The sequence below is a fragment of the Mycolicibacterium vulneris genome (assembly GCF_002104765.1).
GTDB classification, from domain to species: domain Bacteria; phylum Actinomycetota; class Actinomycetes; order Mycobacteriales; family Mycobacteriaceae; genus Mycobacterium; species Mycobacterium vulneris.
On sequence record NZ_NCXM01000001.1, the window covers coordinates 38605 to 56240 of the forward strand.

The 17636-nt window shown below is 64.4% G+C and carries 15 protein-coding genes; 2 read left to right on the plus strand and 13 right to left on the minus strand.

The genetic code is table 11. The features are described from left to right. Positions 1 to 133: 133 nt before the first annotated feature. The 9 genes from bioB to B8W69_RS00190 form a co-directional block, all read right to left on the minus strand. Positions 134 to 1213 (minus strand): biotin synthase BioB, encoded by a 1080-nt coding sequence (gene bioB / locus B8W69_RS00150; protein ID WP_085287964.1) that lies wholly within the window; start codon positions 1211 to 1213, stop codon positions 134 to 136. A 252-nt stretch (positions 1214 to 1465) separates the two neighbouring features. After that, positions 1466 to 2497, minus strand: a complete 1032-nt coding sequence (locus B8W69_RS00155; RefSeq protein ID WP_085287965.1) for an LLM class F420-dependent oxidoreductase — start codon at positions 2495 to 2497, stop codon at positions 1466 to 1468. A gap of 31 nt (positions 2498 to 2528) precedes the next feature. Beyond that, positions 2529 to 3665 (minus strand): acyl-CoA dehydrogenase family protein, encoded by a 1137-nt coding sequence (locus tag B8W69_RS00160; RefSeq protein ID WP_085287966.1) that lies wholly within the window; start codon positions 3663 to 3665, stop codon positions 2529 to 2531. Then, positions 3665 to 5428 carry an acyclic terpene utilization AtuA family protein gene (locus B8W69_RS00165; protein ID WP_085287967.1) on the minus strand — a complete coding sequence of 588 codons (1764 nt, stop codon included), beginning with the start codon at positions 5426 to 5428 and terminating at the stop codon, positions 3665 to 3667. The genes B8W69_RS00160 and B8W69_RS00165 overlap by 1 nt, the downstream gene beginning before the upstream one ends. Then, on the minus strand, positions 5425 to 6213 hold the full coding sequence (locus B8W69_RS00170) for a TIGR03084 family metal-binding protein (protein ID WP_085287968.1): 789 nt from the start codon (positions 6211 to 6213) through the stop codon (positions 5425 to 5427). The genes B8W69_RS00165 and B8W69_RS00170 overlap by 4 nt, the downstream gene beginning before the upstream one ends. 3 nt (positions 6214 to 6216) lie before the next feature. Continuing rightward, entirely contained in the window at positions 6217 to 6975 is a 759-nt protein-coding gene (locus B8W69_RS00175; RefSeq protein ID WP_085287969.1) for an enoyl-CoA hydratase/isomerase family protein, read from the minus strand. Further along, positions 6972 to 8957 (minus strand): acetyl/propionyl/methylcrotonyl-CoA carboxylase subunit alpha, encoded by a 1986-nt coding sequence (locus B8W69_RS00180; RefSeq protein ID WP_085287970.1) that lies wholly within the window; start codon positions 8955 to 8957, stop codon positions 6972 to 6974. Before B8W69_RS00180 ends, B8W69_RS00175 begins: the two co-directional genes overlap by 4 nt. A 5-nt stretch (positions 8958 to 8962) precedes the next feature. Beyond that, entirely contained in the window at positions 8963 to 10561 is a 1599-nt protein-coding gene (locus B8W69_RS00185) for an acyl-CoA carboxylase subunit beta (RefSeq protein WP_085287971.1), read from the minus strand. Between the two features lie 148 nt (positions 10562 to 10709). Continuing rightward, complete coding sequence (locus B8W69_RS00190) at positions 10710 to 11585, minus strand: NAD(P)H-dependent flavin oxidoreductase (RefSeq protein WP_110881803.1); 876 nt, start codon at positions 11583 to 11585, stop codon at positions 10710 to 10712. 301 nt (positions 11586 to 11886) lie between these two features. Here B8W69_RS00190 and B8W69_RS31135 point away from each other — a divergent pair, with 301 nt between their 5' ends. Both B8W69_RS31135 and B8W69_RS31140 read left to right on the plus strand, forming a co-directional pair. Further along, on the plus strand, positions 11887 to 12924 hold the full coding sequence (locus B8W69_RS31135; RefSeq protein ID WP_133057945.1) for a LuxR C-terminal-related transcriptional regulator: 1038 nt from the start codon (positions 11887 to 11889) through the stop codon (positions 12922 to 12924). A 401-nt stretch (positions 12925 to 13325) separates the two neighbouring features. Next, positions 13326 to 14117 (plus strand): helix-turn-helix transcriptional regulator, encoded by a 792-nt coding sequence (locus B8W69_RS31140; RefSeq protein WP_281255193.1) that lies wholly within the window; start codon positions 13326 to 13328, stop codon positions 14115 to 14117. 49 nt (positions 14118 to 14166) lie between these two features. Here B8W69_RS31140 and B8W69_RS00205 read toward each other — a convergent pair whose 3' ends face one another. The 4 genes from B8W69_RS00205 to B8W69_RS00220 all read right to left on the minus strand — a co-directional run bounded on the left by B8W69_RS00205 (position 14167) and on the right by B8W69_RS00220 (position 17364). Beyond that, positions 14167 to 14643 (minus strand): hypothetical protein, encoded by a 477-nt coding sequence (locus B8W69_RS00205; protein WP_085287974.1) that lies wholly within the window; start codon positions 14641 to 14643, stop codon positions 14167 to 14169. Positions 14644 to 14656: 13 nt separating this feature from the next. Then, positions 14657 to 16159 carry an aldehyde dehydrogenase family protein gene (locus tag B8W69_RS00210; RefSeq protein WP_085287975.1) on the minus strand — a complete coding sequence of 501 codons (1503 nt, stop codon included), beginning with the start codon at positions 16157 to 16159 and terminating at the stop codon, positions 14657 to 14659. Between the two features lie 225 nt (positions 16160 to 16384). Beyond that, the gene (locus B8W69_RS00215) at positions 16385 to 16897 is read right to left on the minus strand and encodes a ketosteroid isomerase-related protein (RefSeq protein ID WP_085287976.1); all 513 of its coding nucleotides are present in this window, start codon (positions 16895 to 16897) and stop codon (positions 16385 to 16387) included. 14 nt (positions 16898 to 16911) lie between these two features. Continuing rightward, positions 16912 to 17364, minus strand: a complete 453-nt coding sequence (locus B8W69_RS00220) for a nuclear transport factor 2 family protein (RefSeq protein WP_085287977.1) — start codon at positions 17362 to 17364, stop codon at positions 16912 to 16914. Positions 17365 to 17636: the final 272 nt, after the last annotated feature.

Below are 17636 nucleotides of genomic sequence, written 5' to 3' on the forward strand. Positions count from 1 at the left end.
CATTTGTGGATAAGTTATTGCTGACGCCTTTGAAGCAGGCGAAACTGCGATTTGAGTATGGCTAGGACTTCTGTGCATCGGCTGTTGGCCACGGACCCTGTTCACTCCGCTGTCTAGATCGCCGAGCGCCGCGTCAGGTATTGGCCGCGGCCGAGGTGCCGGCGCCGCGGTGCCGAGTCACGACCAGATCATGGCGCTCGGCTGGCAGGGTAGGTTCGTCGACGCCCTCGATCACAAAGCCGGCGTCGGCAATCATGGCCCGATCGTCTTGCGCGGCTTGCCCTTCGCTGGTGAGGTAGTCGCCGAGAAAGATCGAGTTCGCCACATGCAAGGCCAGAGGCTGCAATGAGCGCAAGTGAATCTCGCGGCCGCCGGCGACTCGGACCTCGACATCAGGAAAGGCGAACCGGAACATCGCCAAGATGCGCAGGCACCGCTGCGGTGTTAGTTCCCAATTACGGCCCAACGGGGTGCCCTCAAACGGAATGAGGAAGTTCACCGGAACCGAATCCGGTTGCAGTTCTCGTAGAGCCAGTGCGACATCGATGATGTCGTCGTCGGATTCTCCCATCCCAAAGATCGCGCCGGAACACGGCGACAGCTCAGCGCTTTTCGCGGCAGCAACGGTGGCGGCTCGGTCGTCGAACGTGTGGGTCGAGCAGATCTGAGCGTAGTTCTTAGCGCTGGTGTTCAGGTTGTGGTTATAGGCGTCCGCGCCGGCCTCCCGCAGCCGATCGGCCTGTCCGTCTTTGAGCAGTCCCAGGCAGACACACACTTCCACAGCCGGGGCGGACTCCTTAATCGCCGCGATCGTCCCGGCAATCCACCCGATGTCGCGATCACTCGGGCCGCGGCCGGCAGCGACCAGACAGACACGTTTGGCGCCGGCATCGATGGCGCATCGGGCATGTCGGGCCGCCTCCGCGACGTCGATCCAGGAATACTTCAAGATCTCAGCGGTCGACCCGAGCCGCTGCGAGCAGTAACCGCAATCCTCGGGACACAGACCGGATTTCATGTTCACCAGGTAGTTGAGCTTGACCCGGCGGCCGAAGAACTTACGGCGTACCCGGCCAGCGGCGGCAATCACATCGAGAAGGTCATCGTCATTGCTGGCCAGTACCGCCAATAACTCGTCGCGGCGAACCGCATCGCCGCACATCGCTTTCGCCGTAATGGCGTGCAAATACTTCTCAAATGCGCTCTTAGTCATTATGATTCGCCCTTGTCCTTTCCCGCCGCCGCGGCCAGCCGTTGGCGGTTACCACCATCGACCTGCCGAGCGAGAGTGTACGAATAGTAAGAAAAATAAGCTGCTCCTAAGGTAGCGGTAAGGCTGGTGGGCCCTGGCGTAGCTGGCAACGACAACGGACACCGCCTTTGCAATCCGCGGCCTTCGACGCTGCGGCTGGGCACGGCAAGAACCTCTCGATGAAACTGACGAATACAACAGTGATTCCGTGCCTTATACCAGCGCTGCGAGTTCTTTGATGTGCTCGGACGAGCGGCCGGTGACCACCATCATGGTCACGCCGGCCGCCTGCCACGCGGCAACCTGCTCGCGCACGTAATGGACGTCGCCGACGATGGCGGTGTCATCGACGAGCTCATCGGGGATGACGGTGGCCGCGTCGTCCTTGCGGCCGGCGCGAAACAGCTTGGTCACAGTGTCGACGACCTCGGTGTAGCCCATCCGGCGATACAGGTCAGCGTGGAAGTTGGTGTTCTCGGCTCCCATTCCGCCGAGGTAAAGCGCGAGCTTAGGTTTCATGGCCTCGAAGACCGCTGCTCGGTCATCGGTGATGACTACCTGGGCGGTGGCACAGATTTCGAAGTCGGCGCGGCTGCGTCGGGCACCGGGACGGGCAAAGCCATCGTCGAGCCATTCGTTGTATGTACCGGCCAGTCGCGGGCTGTAGAAGATGGGCAGCCACCCGTCGCAGATCTCGGCGGCGAGCGCCACGTTTTTAGGCCCTTCGGCCCCCAGCATGATGGGGATATCGGCACGCAGCGGATGGGTGATCGGCTTGAGGGCGCTACCCAGGCCCGTGGCGCCTGTTCCGGTCAGTGGCAGCGGGTAATGCGGCCCAATGCTGGTGACGGTCGCTTCGCGGGCCAGTACCTGGCGCACGATGCTGACGTACTCGCGGGTGCGGGCCAGAGGTTTGCTGAAGCGTTGCCCATACCAGCCTTCGACGACTTGGGGCCCGGAGACACCGAGTCCGAGGATGTGCCGGCCACCGGAGAGATGGTCAAGCGTCAGCGCCGCCATCGCACAGGCGGTCGGGGTGCGTGCCGACAGTTGCGCGATCGAGGTGCCCAGCCGCAGTCGGGTGGTGTGTGATCCCCACCAGGCCAGTGGTGTGTAGGCGTCCGAACCCCACGCTTCAGCCGTGAAGACGGCGTCGAAACCGGCGTCCTCGGCGGCAGCCACGAGGGCTGCGGCGTTCTCGGGCGGCCGCGCCCCCCAGTATCCGAGCTGAAGTCCGAGTTTCACCGAGTTCCTATCCTGCGCTCCCCCACGGCTCTCAATAGGAGCGCGGCAGGTTAAGGCTGTGCTGGGCAACGTAGTTGAGAATCATTTCGCGGCTCACGGGCGCGATGCGTAACAGCCGTGCCAGGCCCCATTGCGGGATCAGACCATATTCGGCGGACAGCCCGTTACCGCCGTGAACTTGGATCGCGCGGTCGGCCGCGGTGACCGCCGCCTCGGCGGCAGCGAACTTGGCGATGTTGGAGGCTTCACCGGCCGGTCGATCGTGGTCGTAGAGCCAGGCAGCTTTTGCGGTCATGATGGCGGCCTGGTCCACAACGATCTTGGCTTCGGCCAGGGGATGTGCAATCCCCTGATAGGTCCCGATGGGTGGACCCCACACCGTGCGGCTGCGCGCGTAGTCGGCGGCCTTGGCCAGGGTGTGCCGTCCGATGCCGACGCAGACGGCGGCGCCGGTGATGCGTTCAGGGTTCAGTCCGTCGAAGACCTGCCGAAAGCCTTCATGTTCGGTGCCGATGAGAGCCGATTCGGGTAGTCGAACATTGTCGAGATGCAGGGTGTATTGCTTCTCGGGCACACTGATACCCACCGGGAGCCGGTGCTTGATCAGCCCGGCCGCGTCGGTGGGGACCAGAAACAGCGACAGGTGGTCCGGGCCGGTGCGAGCGACGATGATCAGCGCGCCCGCTTCATCGACGCCGGAAATGTAGTACTTGGTGCCGTTGAGTAGGTAGTCAGTGCCGTCGCGGGTGGCTGCGGTGCTGATCTGATGGGCATTGGATCCCGCGTCGGGTTCGGTGATCGCGAAGACCACCTTGGTTTCACCAGAACTGATGCGCGGCAACCATTCCCGTTGTTGTTGGTCGGTGCCGTAGCGGGTGAGCAGTTCACCGGAGATGGCGCTGCAGACCAAAAGCAGCAGCAAGGGGCAACCGTGAGCGGCGGTTTCCTCGCACACGATGGCCAGCTCGGTCATTCCGGCGCCGCCGCCACCGTGCTGTTCGGGCAAGTTGATGCCGATGAATCCGTGACGGGCCAGGTCCTGCCATAGTTCGGTGGTCGGCTGGTGATCCCTGGCACGCTCGGCGAAGTAGCTGGGACCGTATTTGGCGGTCAGCGCACCGACGGCCTCGCGCAGATCGCGGTGTTCTGCTGGTTCGGTGAAATCCATTACGACACGAGCTTGTCGGGAATATCGGTGTGCAGGGCGCGCACGTATTCGCCCAGACCTTTGGCTTGCGGATCGGTCTTAGTGCATGACGCGACACCTTCGCCGAGGAAACCGGTGATCACGAAGTTGAGTGCTTTGAGGTTGGGGAACTCGTAGCGGTGCACGCTTAGCCCGGCCGATTCGGGGACCAGGGCGCAAAACCGGTCCACCGTGAGATGGCTACGTAGCCACTCCCAGCGCTCCGGGCTGTCAGTCCACAGACCGACGTTGGCGTTGCCCCCTTTGTCGCCCGAGCGCGCGGCCACCACGTCGCCCAGAGGTCGCCGGGTGGTCGGCCCATAGTCGACGTGACGGTCGGACAACGAATTACCTGTCGCAGCAACTGGTCGTTCGCTCGAATCGCTGGTGTGCGGGATGATTTCACGCTCCCCGGTGTGGTGAACCACGACCTGCTCGACGAGGTGGGCCGGTAGCACTGTGGGCCAGTAAACGCCGAATTCGGTCGCCGAGGTGGGCGGAGTGGTGGTGTGAAAGCCCGGGTAACCGGCGACGGCGAGCTCGATGACGGCGTTGGAGAAGGCGCGGTCGACCGCTGTGCGGTCACGGTCTTTGACTGTCACCCGCAGGTGAGCGGTGGCGTCGACGACCGAGCGCGGGTCGGGTTTGTCGTAGCGCAGTAACTGGACGTCGACCTCATCGAAACGATCCGTCCCGCCCAGGATCTCGAAGAGCTCGTCGATAGCCCATGTGGCTTTGTCCTCGATATCGAGGCCGGTCAGCACCATGGTCATGGTGTTGCGGTAACCGCCGATGTAGTTCATCGCCACCTTCAACAGGGGCGGCGGTGCACTGCCTTTGGTGCTGGCAACCCGTACCCGGTCGGTACCGTCGGCCGTGATCGTCAGGGTGTCGAAGTGTGCGACGACGTCGGGGTTGACGTATTCGGGTCGGCCCACCTCGTAGAGCAGCTGCGCGGTGACGGTGCCGGGGCAGACCAGCCCGCCGCTGCCGGCTGGTTTGGTGATGACAAAGCTTCCGTCGTGAGCGAGCTCGACGATGGGTGACCCCGGGTAGCGACGGTCGGTGATCTCATCGAGCTGGGAGTAGTTGCCGCCGGTGGCTTGGGGGCCGCATTCGATGATGTGGCCGGCGGCGACTGCGCCGGCCAGGGCGTCATAGTCGCGGCGGTCCCACCCGTGCCACCATGCGCCGACGCCGACCACGAGGGCGGCGTCGGTGACACGTCCGGTGATGACCACATCGGCGCCGCGTGCTAGAGCGGCGGCGATGCCCCACCCACCGAGGTAAGCGTTGGCCGAAACAGGTTGTACCCCAATGTCGTCGAGTTTTACTCCGGTGTCGAGGTTGACGAACTGTTCGCCGGCTGCCCGTAGCTGCGCCAGGTGTGGCATCAGGTCGTCACCTTCGATGTGAGCGACGGTGAGCTCGACGCCGGCCTCGGCGATGATGGTGCGGACCGCGTCGGCCATGCCGGTGGGATTGAGGCCGCCGGCATTGACGACGACCTTGATGCCGCGCTCGGCGCAGGCTGCGACAACCTGTTGGAACTGAGTGAGGAACGTGCGGGCATACCCGGATTCAGGGTTTTTATGGCGCGCTTTCCACAGGATGAGCATGGTGAGTTCGGCGAGGTAGTCGCCGGTAATGACGTCGAGCTCGGCGGTGTCGACGAGCTGGCGCATCGCGGCCAGCCGGTCGCCGTAGAAGGCTGAGGCGTTGCCGATGCGTACCGCACGGCTCATCGCGGCACCGCCCGGCGGGTCGGTGCGCCAGCGAAGGCCTGCGCGATGTCGAGCCACTGCGTGGCCACCGGTCCCTCGACCACCAGCGCGGTTTGGGTCCAGTGGCGGCGCTGGGTGACGACGAGCGCGAAATCCTCGGCGGGTCCGTAGACGTGGTTGGCGGCGTGCGACGGACCCCAGTGCCACAGTTCTCCGGTGGCCGAGCGTAATTCGACGTACACGGGTTCATCGGGCACGGTGATGCCGTGCAGGGTGTGGGAGAACGCGAACGTCGAGACACCCAAGTGGGCGATGCTACGCAGGCCAGGGCTGGGCGCAGGATTCACACCCAGGGCGTCGTACACGTCGCGTCCGTGTGCCCACGTTTCCATCAGTCGAGCCGTGGCGCACGACGCGGTACTCATGTCGGGCCCGAACCACGGCAGACGTGTTTTCGGGTCCTGAGGTGCGAGCGAATCCAGGAGTTCAGCACGCGCGCCGATGACCCAGGTCAACATCGCTGGTGGGGTGAGGAGTCGATGCTTTTCGGCGATGCGGTCGGGGAAATCCATGCCCTCGGCCATCAATGTGTCAGCGAACGAACGGAATTCGGCCGGACTGCGCAGGGCCATCACGGTCGCGTCGTCGAAGAATGCTAAGTGGGTTACCTGGTCCCCCACGGTCCAGCCCGCAGCTGGCGTGGCAAGACTCCACTGCTGACTGTTCAGCCCGGACAGGCACTCGAACAAGTGGTCTGATTCATCGCGCAAATCGTTGAGTAGCCGCTGATAGGTTTCATGGTTCACGGCTCAGTGTCCCTTCCACGTCGGGCGGCGTTTCTCGGCGAAGGCCGCCATACCCTCCTGGGCATCGCTGCTGAGATAGACCGGGGCCCAGAGGTCTTCGGCGGTGTCGAAAGCGCCGCTGAGCGGCTGCTCGGCGGTGAGCAGGGCGGTTTGTTTGCCCGCAGCGACCGACAAGGGAGCATTGGCGGCGATCTGCTGGGCCAACTGTTGGGTGGTGTGTGTCAGCTCGGCGGGATCGGCGAGGCGGTTGACGAAACCGACCTCGTGGGCACGCTGGGCCGTCATCGGCGCGGCCGTTAGCAGCAACTCCATCGCGATGCGCCGCGGGATCATCAAAGGCAGCGGGGCCGCCCACGGCGCTCCCCGACCGACGCGCGCTTCGGTGATCGCGAAGGTGGCCGTCGTGGAGGCCACGCACAGATCGCAGGTCTGGGCCAACAGGAACCCGCCGGCAAACGCGGCGCCGTTGACGGCGGCAATCGTTGGCTTGTCGACTTGGATGTTGCGGCCGAACTGGGGCACGAAGTCGATCGGCGGGATGGCCAGGCGCTCGCTCGACATCTCTTTGAGATCGCCTCCGGCGCAAAACGCCTTGTCACCGGCGCCGGTCAGCACGAGTACCCGGGCAGTGTCGTCAGCGTTGAACGTGCGCACACCGTCGAAGAGCCCGTCGCGCACGGCCTTGTTCAGGCTGTTGCGGGCCTCGGGCCGGTTGATCGTCAGCCACGCAACACCATCGCGCACCTCGTAAGTCACGCTCATTGCTCGTCCCCATGGACGACGGCGAGCACCTGACCGGAATTGACCTGCTCACCGGGCGCGACCGGGATGGAGGCGATGACACCGTCAGCGGGCGCGCGCACAGTGTGCTCCATCTTCATCGCTTCCAACACGATGATGGGGGCACCCGCGGCGACCGTCACCCCTTCGCTCACTTCGATGCGCACCACCGAGCCAGGCATCGGGGCCAGCAACGAGCCGGCCTCGGCCGCAGCGGTCGGGTCGGGGAACCGGTCAACTTCTTGCAGGGCAGTCGAACCCGCGGGGCTGTCGATGTAATGCACGGAGCCTGAGCGCGTTATCCGGTAGCGCCGCCGAACACCGTCGATGTCGGCGTCGACCAATGCTGCCGAGGCGCTGATCACCTCGACATCGGGATGCCAGTCGCCGACGCTGATGGTCAGCGCTGCGCGCTCGAAGCGATACGCGACGTCAAAGCGGTCGTCACCGAGGGTGAACGACACCATCTGGGGCTGGCTGACCAGGGTGCGCCACCCCGAGGGTAAACCCGGTAAAACCGTTGTTGCCGCGCGCCGGCCGGCCTGGGCCGCGAGCGCCGCCACGACGGCATGCAGGCGCGCGGTGTCCGCGTTGCGGTCGGTCCCCATCAGGCCGGCGAGATCATGTCGGTCCAGGTAGCCGGTATCGATGGCGCCGTCGCGGAATTGCGGTTCGCGCAGAATGCCGACGAGTAGATCTCGATTCGTCGTGACGCCGTGGATGCGGCTGTCGCGCAACGCCCGGGCGACTCTGTGGCAGGCCTCCTCGCGGTCGGCCCCGTAGCCGATCACCTTGGCCAGCATCGGGTCATAGAAGGTGCTGACATGAGAGCCCGAGGCGAATCCTGCGTCGATGCGCACGCCGGCCAGGTCGGGAAATTCCAGGGTGTGCAGCGTTCCTGAGGCCGGGATGAACCCGGCGGCGACATCTTCGGCGTACAGCCTGACTTCGACAGCGTGTCCACGCGGTGTGACATCGAGCATCGCGGCGGGCAGCGGTTGACCGGCAGCCACGAGTAATTGCGCGCGCACGAGATCGATGCCGGTGACCAACTCGGTGACTGGGTGCTCGACCTGAAGCCGGGTGTTGACCTCGAGGAAGTAGAACGAGCCGTCGGGGGCCATCACGAATTCGACGGTGCCGGCACCTTCGTAGTCCAGGGCCTTGCCGGCCGACACGGCCGCGCGTCCCAGCTCGGCGCGAAGGGATTCATCGACGGCGGTCGAGGGAGCCTCTTCGATGATCTTTTGGTAGCGCCGCTGAATGGAACACTCGCGCTCCCCCAAATGCACCACGTTGCCGTGACGGTCGCCGAAAATCTGGACCTCGATGTGGCGGGGGGATTCGACGAATTTCTCCAGAAACACGGTCCCATCACCGAACGCCGAGGCGGCTTCGCGCCGAGCGCTGCGCACCGCCTCGACGAGCTCGGTGTCATCGCGCACGATTCGCATGCCGCGCCCACCGCCGCCGAAGGCGGCCTTGACCAAGATGGGGAAGCCGATGTCGTAGGCGGCCGCGGTCAGCGTCTCGGGATCCTCGTCGCGCTGCGACTCGATGGTGATTCCGGGTAGCACCGGTACCCCGGCGTCGCGCATCAGGTCTTTGGCCGCGATCTTCGAACCCATCGCGGTGATGGCGTGTGGGCTGGGTCCGACAAAAGTGACACCGGCGTCGATGCAAGACTGCGCGAAATCGGCATTCTCCGAAAGGAATCCGTAGCCGGGGTGGATGGCTTCAGCGTTGGTGCTCGCCGCGGCCGCCAAGATCAGGTCGCCCCGCAGATAGGTGTCGCCTGGCGCGGTGCCAGGCAGATGCACCGACTCATCGGCCTGGGCCACATACGGTGCGTGGCGATCGGCGTCGGAGTACACCGCGACGGTGGCGATGTCCATCTGGTGGGCGGTGCGGATGATCCGGGCGGCGATCTCTCCCCGGTTGGCGATGAGCAGTTTGGTGATCACGTCCCTCACATCCTGAATACGCCGAAGCCGCGGCGACCGGCGACTACGTTGGAATGTGCTGCGGACAGCGCCATTCCGAGTACCGATCGGGTGTCGCGGGGATCGATCACGCCGTCGTCGTAGATACGTCCGGACACGAAGAAAGCGTGTGATTCGCGTTCGATCTGTTCTTCGATCTCGGCGGTGCGTTTGGCGTCGGCCTCGAGGTCGAATTCACGTCCGGCGGCCTTCGCGGCGGCTTTGCCGACGATGGATAGCACACCGGCCAGCTGCGCGGCGCCCATCACTGCGAGCTTGGCGTTGACCCAGCTGAACATGAACCGGGGGTCATAGGCTCGTCCGGACATGCCGTAGTTGCCGGCGCCGAAGGAGCCGCCCATGTTGATGGTGATGTGGGGGACGGTGCTGTTGGTGACGGCGTTGATCATCTTGGCACCGTCTTTGATGATGCCGCCCTGCTCGTATTGGGTGCCGACCATGTAGCCGGTGACGTTTTGCAGAAAGATCAGCGGCGTGTCGGTCTGGTTGGCCAGCAGGATGAATTCTGTTGCCTTCTTGGACTCTTCACTGAATAGCACGCCGCGGGTGTTGGCCAGGATGCCCACGGGAAAGCCGTGAATCGAGGCCCAGCCGGTAGCAATACTGGTGCCCCAGCGTGGTTTGTATTCAGAAAACCGTGATCCGTCGGCGATGCGGGCGATGACTTCTCGGGGGTCGAAGGGTACTCGCGAATCACCGGAGGCGATGCCGAGGAGCTCCTCGGCGTCGTAGAGCGGTTCGTCGGCAGGCTGGCTGGGGCCGGGCCCGAGCTTGTGCCAGTTCAGATGGGCGACGATATCGCGGCCGATGCGGATCGCATCGACTTCGTCGACCGCGAAATAGTCGCCCAGACCAGAGACCCGAGTGTGCATGTCGGCGCCGCCGAGCTCCTCGTCGTCGGCGTCCTCGCCGGTGGCCATCTTGACCAGTGGCGGCCCGCCGAGAAACACTTTGGCCTGCTTGTCCACGAGCACCGCGTAGTCACACATCCCCGGCACGTAGGCCCCACCCGCGGTGGAATTGCCGAACACCAGCGCGACACTGGGGATGCCCATCGCCGACAACTCGGTCAGATCGTGAAAGATCTTGCCCGCGTGGACGAACAACTCCGACTGAGTGGGCAAATCGGCGCCACCGGACTCGACCAGGTACACCACCGGCAGCCGATTCACCCGCGCAATCTCCAACGCGCGCAAGTTTTTTCGCAGAGTGAACGGGTTCATCGTGCCGCCACGCACGGTCGGGTCGTGGGCAATGATCATGCACTCCACGCCGCACACCACGCCCACGCCGGTCACGATGGCAGCCCCTACCTGGAAGTCGGTGCCCCATGCGGCGAGCGCGGAGAGCTCCATAAAGGGGCCGTCGCGGTCGACCAACAGCTCGATGCGCTCACGAGCCAGCAGCCGGCCGCGGTCGTGATGGCGTTGGACGTAGCGTTGCCCGCCGCCGGCTGCCACCACAGCCAGTTGTTCGTTGAGTGAGTCGACCGCGGCGGACTGGACATCGTGGTTGTCCTGATAGGTCGCCGACGAGCTGTCGATCTCCGACGTGAGGACGGGCATCGGTTTCCCTTCTGTAGCGGCGAATCCCAATCAGTCGTGGACGAACAAACACTAAAGTCGTTGGGGGCCCCGGCGGCGATTTCCACCCCCAACAGGTGAGATGAAGAGTCCGAACGGGGTAGGTGCGGCCTGACACGAGGTGGTGCAGCTAGTCATCGACGAGCATCCGCATTCGTGTGCGCGCAGCGCGGTAGTCGGCGACCAGCCCCGCGATCACCTCCGCCACACCGGAGATCTCGTGCACCCCGGAGACGCTGTGCCCAGCGCTCCAGGCTGCGCGGTTGCTCAACAGTTTTTCCTGGCGAAACCCCTCGGTCTGGGCGGCCGCGGTGGTGCTGCGCTGCTGGTCGGCGTCTAACCAGGCGGCCAGAAGGCTTGCCGGAATTCCCCCGACACGGTCAGAAAGGCGGACGTCGTCCAGCGTCGAGGCCACGACCGCGTGGCGGTAGCCGTCCTCGGCGCCGCTCTCGTGGGTGGCGATGAAGCGGGTGCCGAGATAGACCAAGTCCACACCGAGTGTTCGCGCCGCAGCAATGGACTGGCCGTCGGTGATGCCACCGGCGAGCACCACCGGCCCGTCGAATCGTTCACGCACCGCGCGCACGAACGCGAACGGGTTCGCCCATCCGGTTTGGCCGCCCGCGCCGGCGGTAAGCAAGACCAGCCCGTCGGCGCCAGCGGCTAGTGCCCGCCAGGCATGGGTGAGGCTGGCAACGTCGGCGTAGACCTGTGCACCCACGTCATGCAAGGGCCCGATGACCGGTTCTGGGGAACCCACGCTGGTGATCACCAATTCGGGACGATGGCTGATCAGGCATGCCAGGTCCGCGTCGCGACGGGTGTTGCTGGGGTGCACGACCAGGTTGGGTGCCACCGGCGCATCCCCGAGGCCGAGTGCATCACCCATGCGCGACAGCCATTCATCCAACACCGAGGGATCGGGCGCGTTGTGGGTGGGAAACGCGCCGATCACACCGTTGCGGCAGGCTGCGATCACCAGATCGGGTGTCGAGACACTGGTCATCGGCGCGGCGATGGCCGGCAACGCCAACCGGTGTGACCAGCGGTACGGTGGCGCCAACACTACTCCCCTAACGGTGAACGGCAGACCGAGCGGGCCCGCCCCCAGAATCACCCGTAGTGAATGTACATTAACTAATCGGGATCAAAGAAACGGTACGGACGCGACCGGAGTCACCCAGGCAGCAGGCCCGTTGTGCGATGTCAAACCGTTGCGTAGTGGCGGCGAGCACCAATTTTGACAAACGTGATACACGTCACCAACAATGGGGTGATAGTGAACACTGATCCGCATTGCGTTTCCCTTGAAAGGGGATGTACACATCACCGCCGATCTGTACCTACCGTTGCCAGAAGACGTCGGGTCCGCTGACATGGCCTACGAACCGGCCCAGATGAGTTCGCCCGCGGCCTCGGTGGCCAGCGGGTCCGACGACGGATTCGGCGAGAATTTGAGCAACCTGATTGGCGCCCTGGATCAGCTTCGGCGCCTAACGACCGCACAGGCCGTCTTTCGCCTGGCGCCCAAGCTGCTGTGTGAAACCGGAGCGTGGGCCCGGGTCATGATCTCGAGCGTCGCCGGCTCGACGTGGTCGCCGCTGGCGTTGTTCGGCCTGACTGACACGGGCACAGCGATCCTCGAAATCGACGGCGTTGTCGAGGATCTCCACATTGCGTTGGCCTCCCCGCTCGTGGAGGCCGAAGTCGTACGCCGTCGCCTCCCGGCGTTGATCACCGACGTGCAAAATGAGCCCCGCACCCACCGACCGTTAGTCACCCGCACCGGCACCCACGAGTACGTGGTCGCACCGGTCGTCGCCGATTCGGTAGTGGTCGGACTCCTGCACGCGGACCGTCCCGCCAAATCCCAGACCCTGTCAGCACTAGACCGCGACTTACTGCGCCTGTTCGCCGATGGGGTAGGGCTGTGCATCGAACGCGCCGAACTCAACGAACGCGCCCAGCGCCAGCAGAACATCCTCGCCGAGGCCTGCTCGGCCTTTGGCTCCTTGCCCGCCCTATGCGGGGTTCCCGAATTGCAACTTGGTGCTCAGCTTGGCAACGAGAGCCTCAACGCCACCGGCACGCACGAGCGCGCCCGGCCTGAGCAACACCGGGAGTCGGCGCGGTTGGCCCGGCTAACGAGTCGCGAACGCGAGGTGTTGGCGTTGCTGGCCAGCGGCGCCACCAACGCACAACTTGCCGACCGGCTCACCGTCGCCGAGAGCACGATCAAATCCCACGTCAAACACATCCTGCACAAGTTGGGGTCGGCCAACCGAGCAGCTGCCATCTCGTGCTACATGCGGGAATCTCGCAACGATGAACGGCGGCCGCGATGAGTGTTTCCTTTGCCCGAGAGAGCAACCGGATATCGCCAGGTGGGCGAACGCGTACCGAATGGTGGTCCACCGAATTAGAGCTGATCGACAGGCTGACGGCGCTGCGTGACCGCGCCAATGCCACCCTCGGCCGCGATATTGCGTTACCGACCCTGGAATGCGCTGCGCCGGCACGCTCGGCCGAAGCGGTCTCTATCCTGACCCACGCGTGCATTGAGCGCCTGCGCGATACCCCCGGCCACGAGGTGACCGGGGCACGGCAGCTATGCGATCTGGTCCTACAGCTACAGCAGCTGGCCATGGATCTTTATCTGCACCAAACGGCGATGCGCAGCCGACGGCTAGCCGACTGCGCCGCCGGGCTCAGTCGGCTGCGGGGCGTGCCGTCGTCGACGGCACTAATGGAGGGCGCCTGCGAAGAACTGGTGGCGCGCTGCGGCTTTCACCGTGCAGTCATCTCGAAGCTCGAGAACCGCAGCTGGAAACCGTTGATCCTGCACAACCGCGATGACAACTCGGCGCCGCGATCCTGGTTCAGCGAGTGGGCCAACCAGCGCGTTCCGCTGTCTGCGACCGCCCCGGAAGCCGAACTGGTGTCACGGCGGCGCCCCTCAATGGTGTACGACACCGCCGATGCCCCTGTTTATCGGCCACTGATCGTTCAGGCGGGACAGTCACGTTCCTATGTCCTGGCGCCTCTGGTGCACGGAGAAGAAGTCATCGGATTCCTCCATACCGATCATCACCCGCTGCCGCGGCGTGTCGATGAAGCAGACCGCGACGTGTTGTGGGCCTTCGCCGATGGCTTCACGCACATCTACGACCGGGCTGTCTTGATGGAGCGGCTGCAAGTCCACCGCAACAGCGTGCGTGAGTTGTTCTTCGGTACGGTTGACCGCATCGACGACCTGTGCGGCGCGGGCTTAGACGTATCCCAGTTCGGTGGGCACTCGGATACCGCGGCCGGCAAGACTACGGCCTTATCAGGCCCGGTGAGCCGACCCGCCGTCGAACTCAGCGAACGCGAAGCCGAGGTCTTTGACCTCATGGTCACCGGAGCTAGCAACCAAGAGATTGCTGATCGACTCGTCATCACCGAAGGCACCGTGAAATCGCACGTCAAACACATCCTTCGCAAATACGGTGCGGTCAACCGCGCTCAAGCCATCGCCTGGGCGCTCAGCGAACGCTAAATCACCCACCGGGTGGGCAAGACCGCGGAGGGCCGGTCCCGAGCTGCCTTCAGGCAGGGCGCGGCTGACTGCTGCGCGGCCCAGCGGGCAACAAGGTCTGTAGCTCAGGCAACACCTCGCGGCGCAGGAACTCAACGACGCCGCTGCCGAGCAGCGGAATCAGCATGGCTCCGTCGGTGATACCCAGTGCATACAAGTCGGCCACCAGTCCTGCCAAGCCGCTAGCGGTGCCGACGTAGAACAGCGTATCGACGGGCGGTGACTTCCCCGCCTCAGCCAACGCCGCGCGAGCCGCCTGGGCTTCGTCCGCGATGACGACGTGGATATCGGCCACGACGTCGCGGCCCGGATACTCGACGCGCACCGCGGCCACTTCACGCGCAAGCCGGCGCAGGTCGCTGGCGCGCACCCGCGTCAGATCGCCAGGCGTGTGCAGCCACACGTGCTGGCCGTCAGCGATACCGAGTCGCAGCGGTGCTCTGTCAGTGAGGTCGATATCTATCCGGTGGCCATCGGGCGTGCACATCGAAACGGAGCCACTATCCGGCCGGATCGATGACGATGGCGAAGGCCTTGTTTTCGATGCCCCCCGAGCGGTCCAGGGCGATGAACTTCTCCTCGACGTATTCGTCGATGCCGTGGGGTCCGCCTTCACGCCCCAGTCCGCTTTGCTTGACACCGCCGAAAGGGTAGGCCGGGTGAATCACATGCCAGTTGTTGATCCAGACCATGCCAGCCTGCAGGCGGCGGGCCACCTCTAATGCCCGCGCCTCGTTGCTGCCCCAAACCCCGGCGGACAGACCGTAATTGGTGTCGTTGGCGATTGCGACTGCCTCGTCGAGGCCGTCGTAGGTCAGCACGACCAGCACCGGCCCGAACACTTCTTCGCGCGCGATGCGCATGTCGTTGGTGACATCGACAAGGATGGTGGGCTCGATCCAATAGCCTTTGGCGAACTCTGGGCCCTGCGGTGCCCGCCCGCCCACCGCAATCGTGGCGCCTTCCTGCGCCGCGATCTGGAAATATTCGAGAATTCGATCGCGCTGGGCAGCGGAAATGATCGGACCGATGTGGGTAGCCGGATCCAAAGGGTCACCGACACGCAGCGTCGCTGCGCGAGCGATCAGCTTGTCGACGATCTCGTCGCGGCGGCTCTCGGGAATCAGTAGCCGAGTGCCTGCCTCGCAGGCCTGGCCGTTGTTGGCCATGCAGGCAAACAGGGCTCCGTCGACGGCCATGTCGATATCGGCGTCATCAAGAATGACGTTGGCGCCCTTGCCGCCCAGTTCCAGCGTCACCCTACGGATCGAGTCGCCCGACTGGCGCAAGATGCTCTTGCCGACCGCAGTCGATCCGGTGAAGGCAACCTTGGCGACGCCTGCATGGCCGGACAGATACGCCCCGACGGGGTCACCATCGCCGGTAATGACGTTGAGCACCCCGGGGGGCAGGCCCGCAGCCTCGAATTCGCGGGCCAACTCCAGCAGCAGCAGCGGTGCATGCTCGTCGGGCTTAAGGATCAGTGAGTTCCCGGCCACCAGGGCGGGCCCAATCTTCCAGACCGCGGTCAGCAGCGGAATGTTCCAGGGCACGATGGCTGCCACCACACCCAAGGGCTCGCGGACCACGATGCCCTCAGCAGCAACCGGTTCAATGGGCGGACCCGAGGTCTCCCACGGGTAGCTCGGGGCGATGGCCGCCACATATTGCAGCTGGGCCACCGAAAGCCCGACATGCAGGGCACCCGTGATGCGGACGGTTGCGCCGTTCTCCGCAGACTGCAGCGCGGCCAATTCCTCGGTGCGCGCACCGAAACGCTGGGCCACCTCGTTGATCACGGCGGCGCGTTCGGCCACCGGTGTGTGCCGCCACTTGCCTTCCTCAAAGGCGTGCGTGGCCGCCGCGACGGCTGCATCCACATGGCTGGTGGCGCCTTTAGCGACGGTGGCCACCAACTCTTCGCTTGCAGGACTGCGGATTTCGTAGCGGTCGTCAGTGTCGATCCACTGTCCGTCGATATACATCAGATAATGGCGGGTCATCGGTGGTCCTCTGCTGCGGCGTCGTATCAGTTGGTATGTGGTTGGGCAGGAGACACCTTCGATGTCGCCCTGCGCCGACCGGTCGCGACCGCGGGCATACTCAGCCAGTGCCGATACCCCGAAGATCTAGCTGCCGCGACCGGCGTTGAAATCCTCGCAATCGCTTCGTAGCTCACGAAAAGCCCATGCCATCGGAACCGATCAGGGTGCACGATCCCGACGGAGCTATCTCGCCAGCGACGACGGGTCGAATCCTTCAACCCAGTACTCAGGAGTCACAATCGGCAGGCCGAGTTCCTGCAGCACCGGGGTGTCATTCCAGTAGGTGGTTTCGCGTTCGACCTTGCCGTCGGCATCGAGCTGGTGCCAAGTGATACCCCTGGTGTGCAGCGTCTTTCCCTGGGTCGGCACACCTCGGTAGGTATCGAGCCCTTGGCCAGTCCAGTCCCACAAGATGACCACAGCGGGGTTGCCGCCCACGCCGGCGAGCTCGAACGCCTCAGAGGCAGTAAAGGTATGCAGCCCAAGACCGTTGGTGCTGTCCTTGTTAGCAAACGGAGCCAGCCGCGGCAACAGCTCGTCTTTGGTGATGGCGGTGTCAATCATGTGGTCAGAGTCGGCGTGGTCGTCGTAGACGAGATCGTCGGCGTAGAGGTCGACTGCGACAGCAGTGTCCGAGGTCAGTGCCTCCGCCCATCTACGCGCATGGCCGGTGGCAAGTGGCGTATCCAAGCTCATAATGTCGCTCCTTTCTAGACCAGTGCCGCCGGCTTGCTGACGCTAACCGGGTCCACCGGCAGACCGAGATCACGGACGGCGGTGGCGGCGTCCCAGAAACTCTCCTCACGTTTGATACGCCCGTCGGCGTCATAGATATGGAAGGTGATGCCGCGGGCGCCGGGAACCTTGCCGTTGGTGGGCACGCCGACGAACGCCGCCGCGCTCGGGGCCTGCCACGTCCAGCGGTAGATGGCGGCCTTGTCGTCGCCGACGACCTCATCGATGCGGAAGTTGTTGATGCCGATGCCGTTTTCGGTGTCTTTGTTGGCGTAGGGGGCGAATACCCGTAGCAGTTCGTCTTTGGACGTGATGGACTGACCCAGGATGGGGTCCTCGAACAAGAAATCGTCGGCATAGAGAGCGACGACTGCTTCGGCGCTTTCCCGAAACGCCTTCAACCATTTGACGGCAAATGCGTGGCTCATAACGGATGGTCTCCTCGTTGGAGTAGTGCGCGGCTGCGTCGACGCTATTAGCGGCACGGCTGGGGCAACCACTATCGACAGGGGGAAACGAATTGTCCGTCGGGGGGAGACAGCCGCCCGGCAGCGTCTGAATCCGGGTGCCGCGACTGCATGTTGTCCTCCCCGACGTTGGATCGAGTTCCCCCCTGTGAGGGGTGCGCATCAGGGTTAACACAGAGCAGCATCGGCTCCACCACAAAGAAGCGAACGACAAACGCTGAGAACGAAATGGA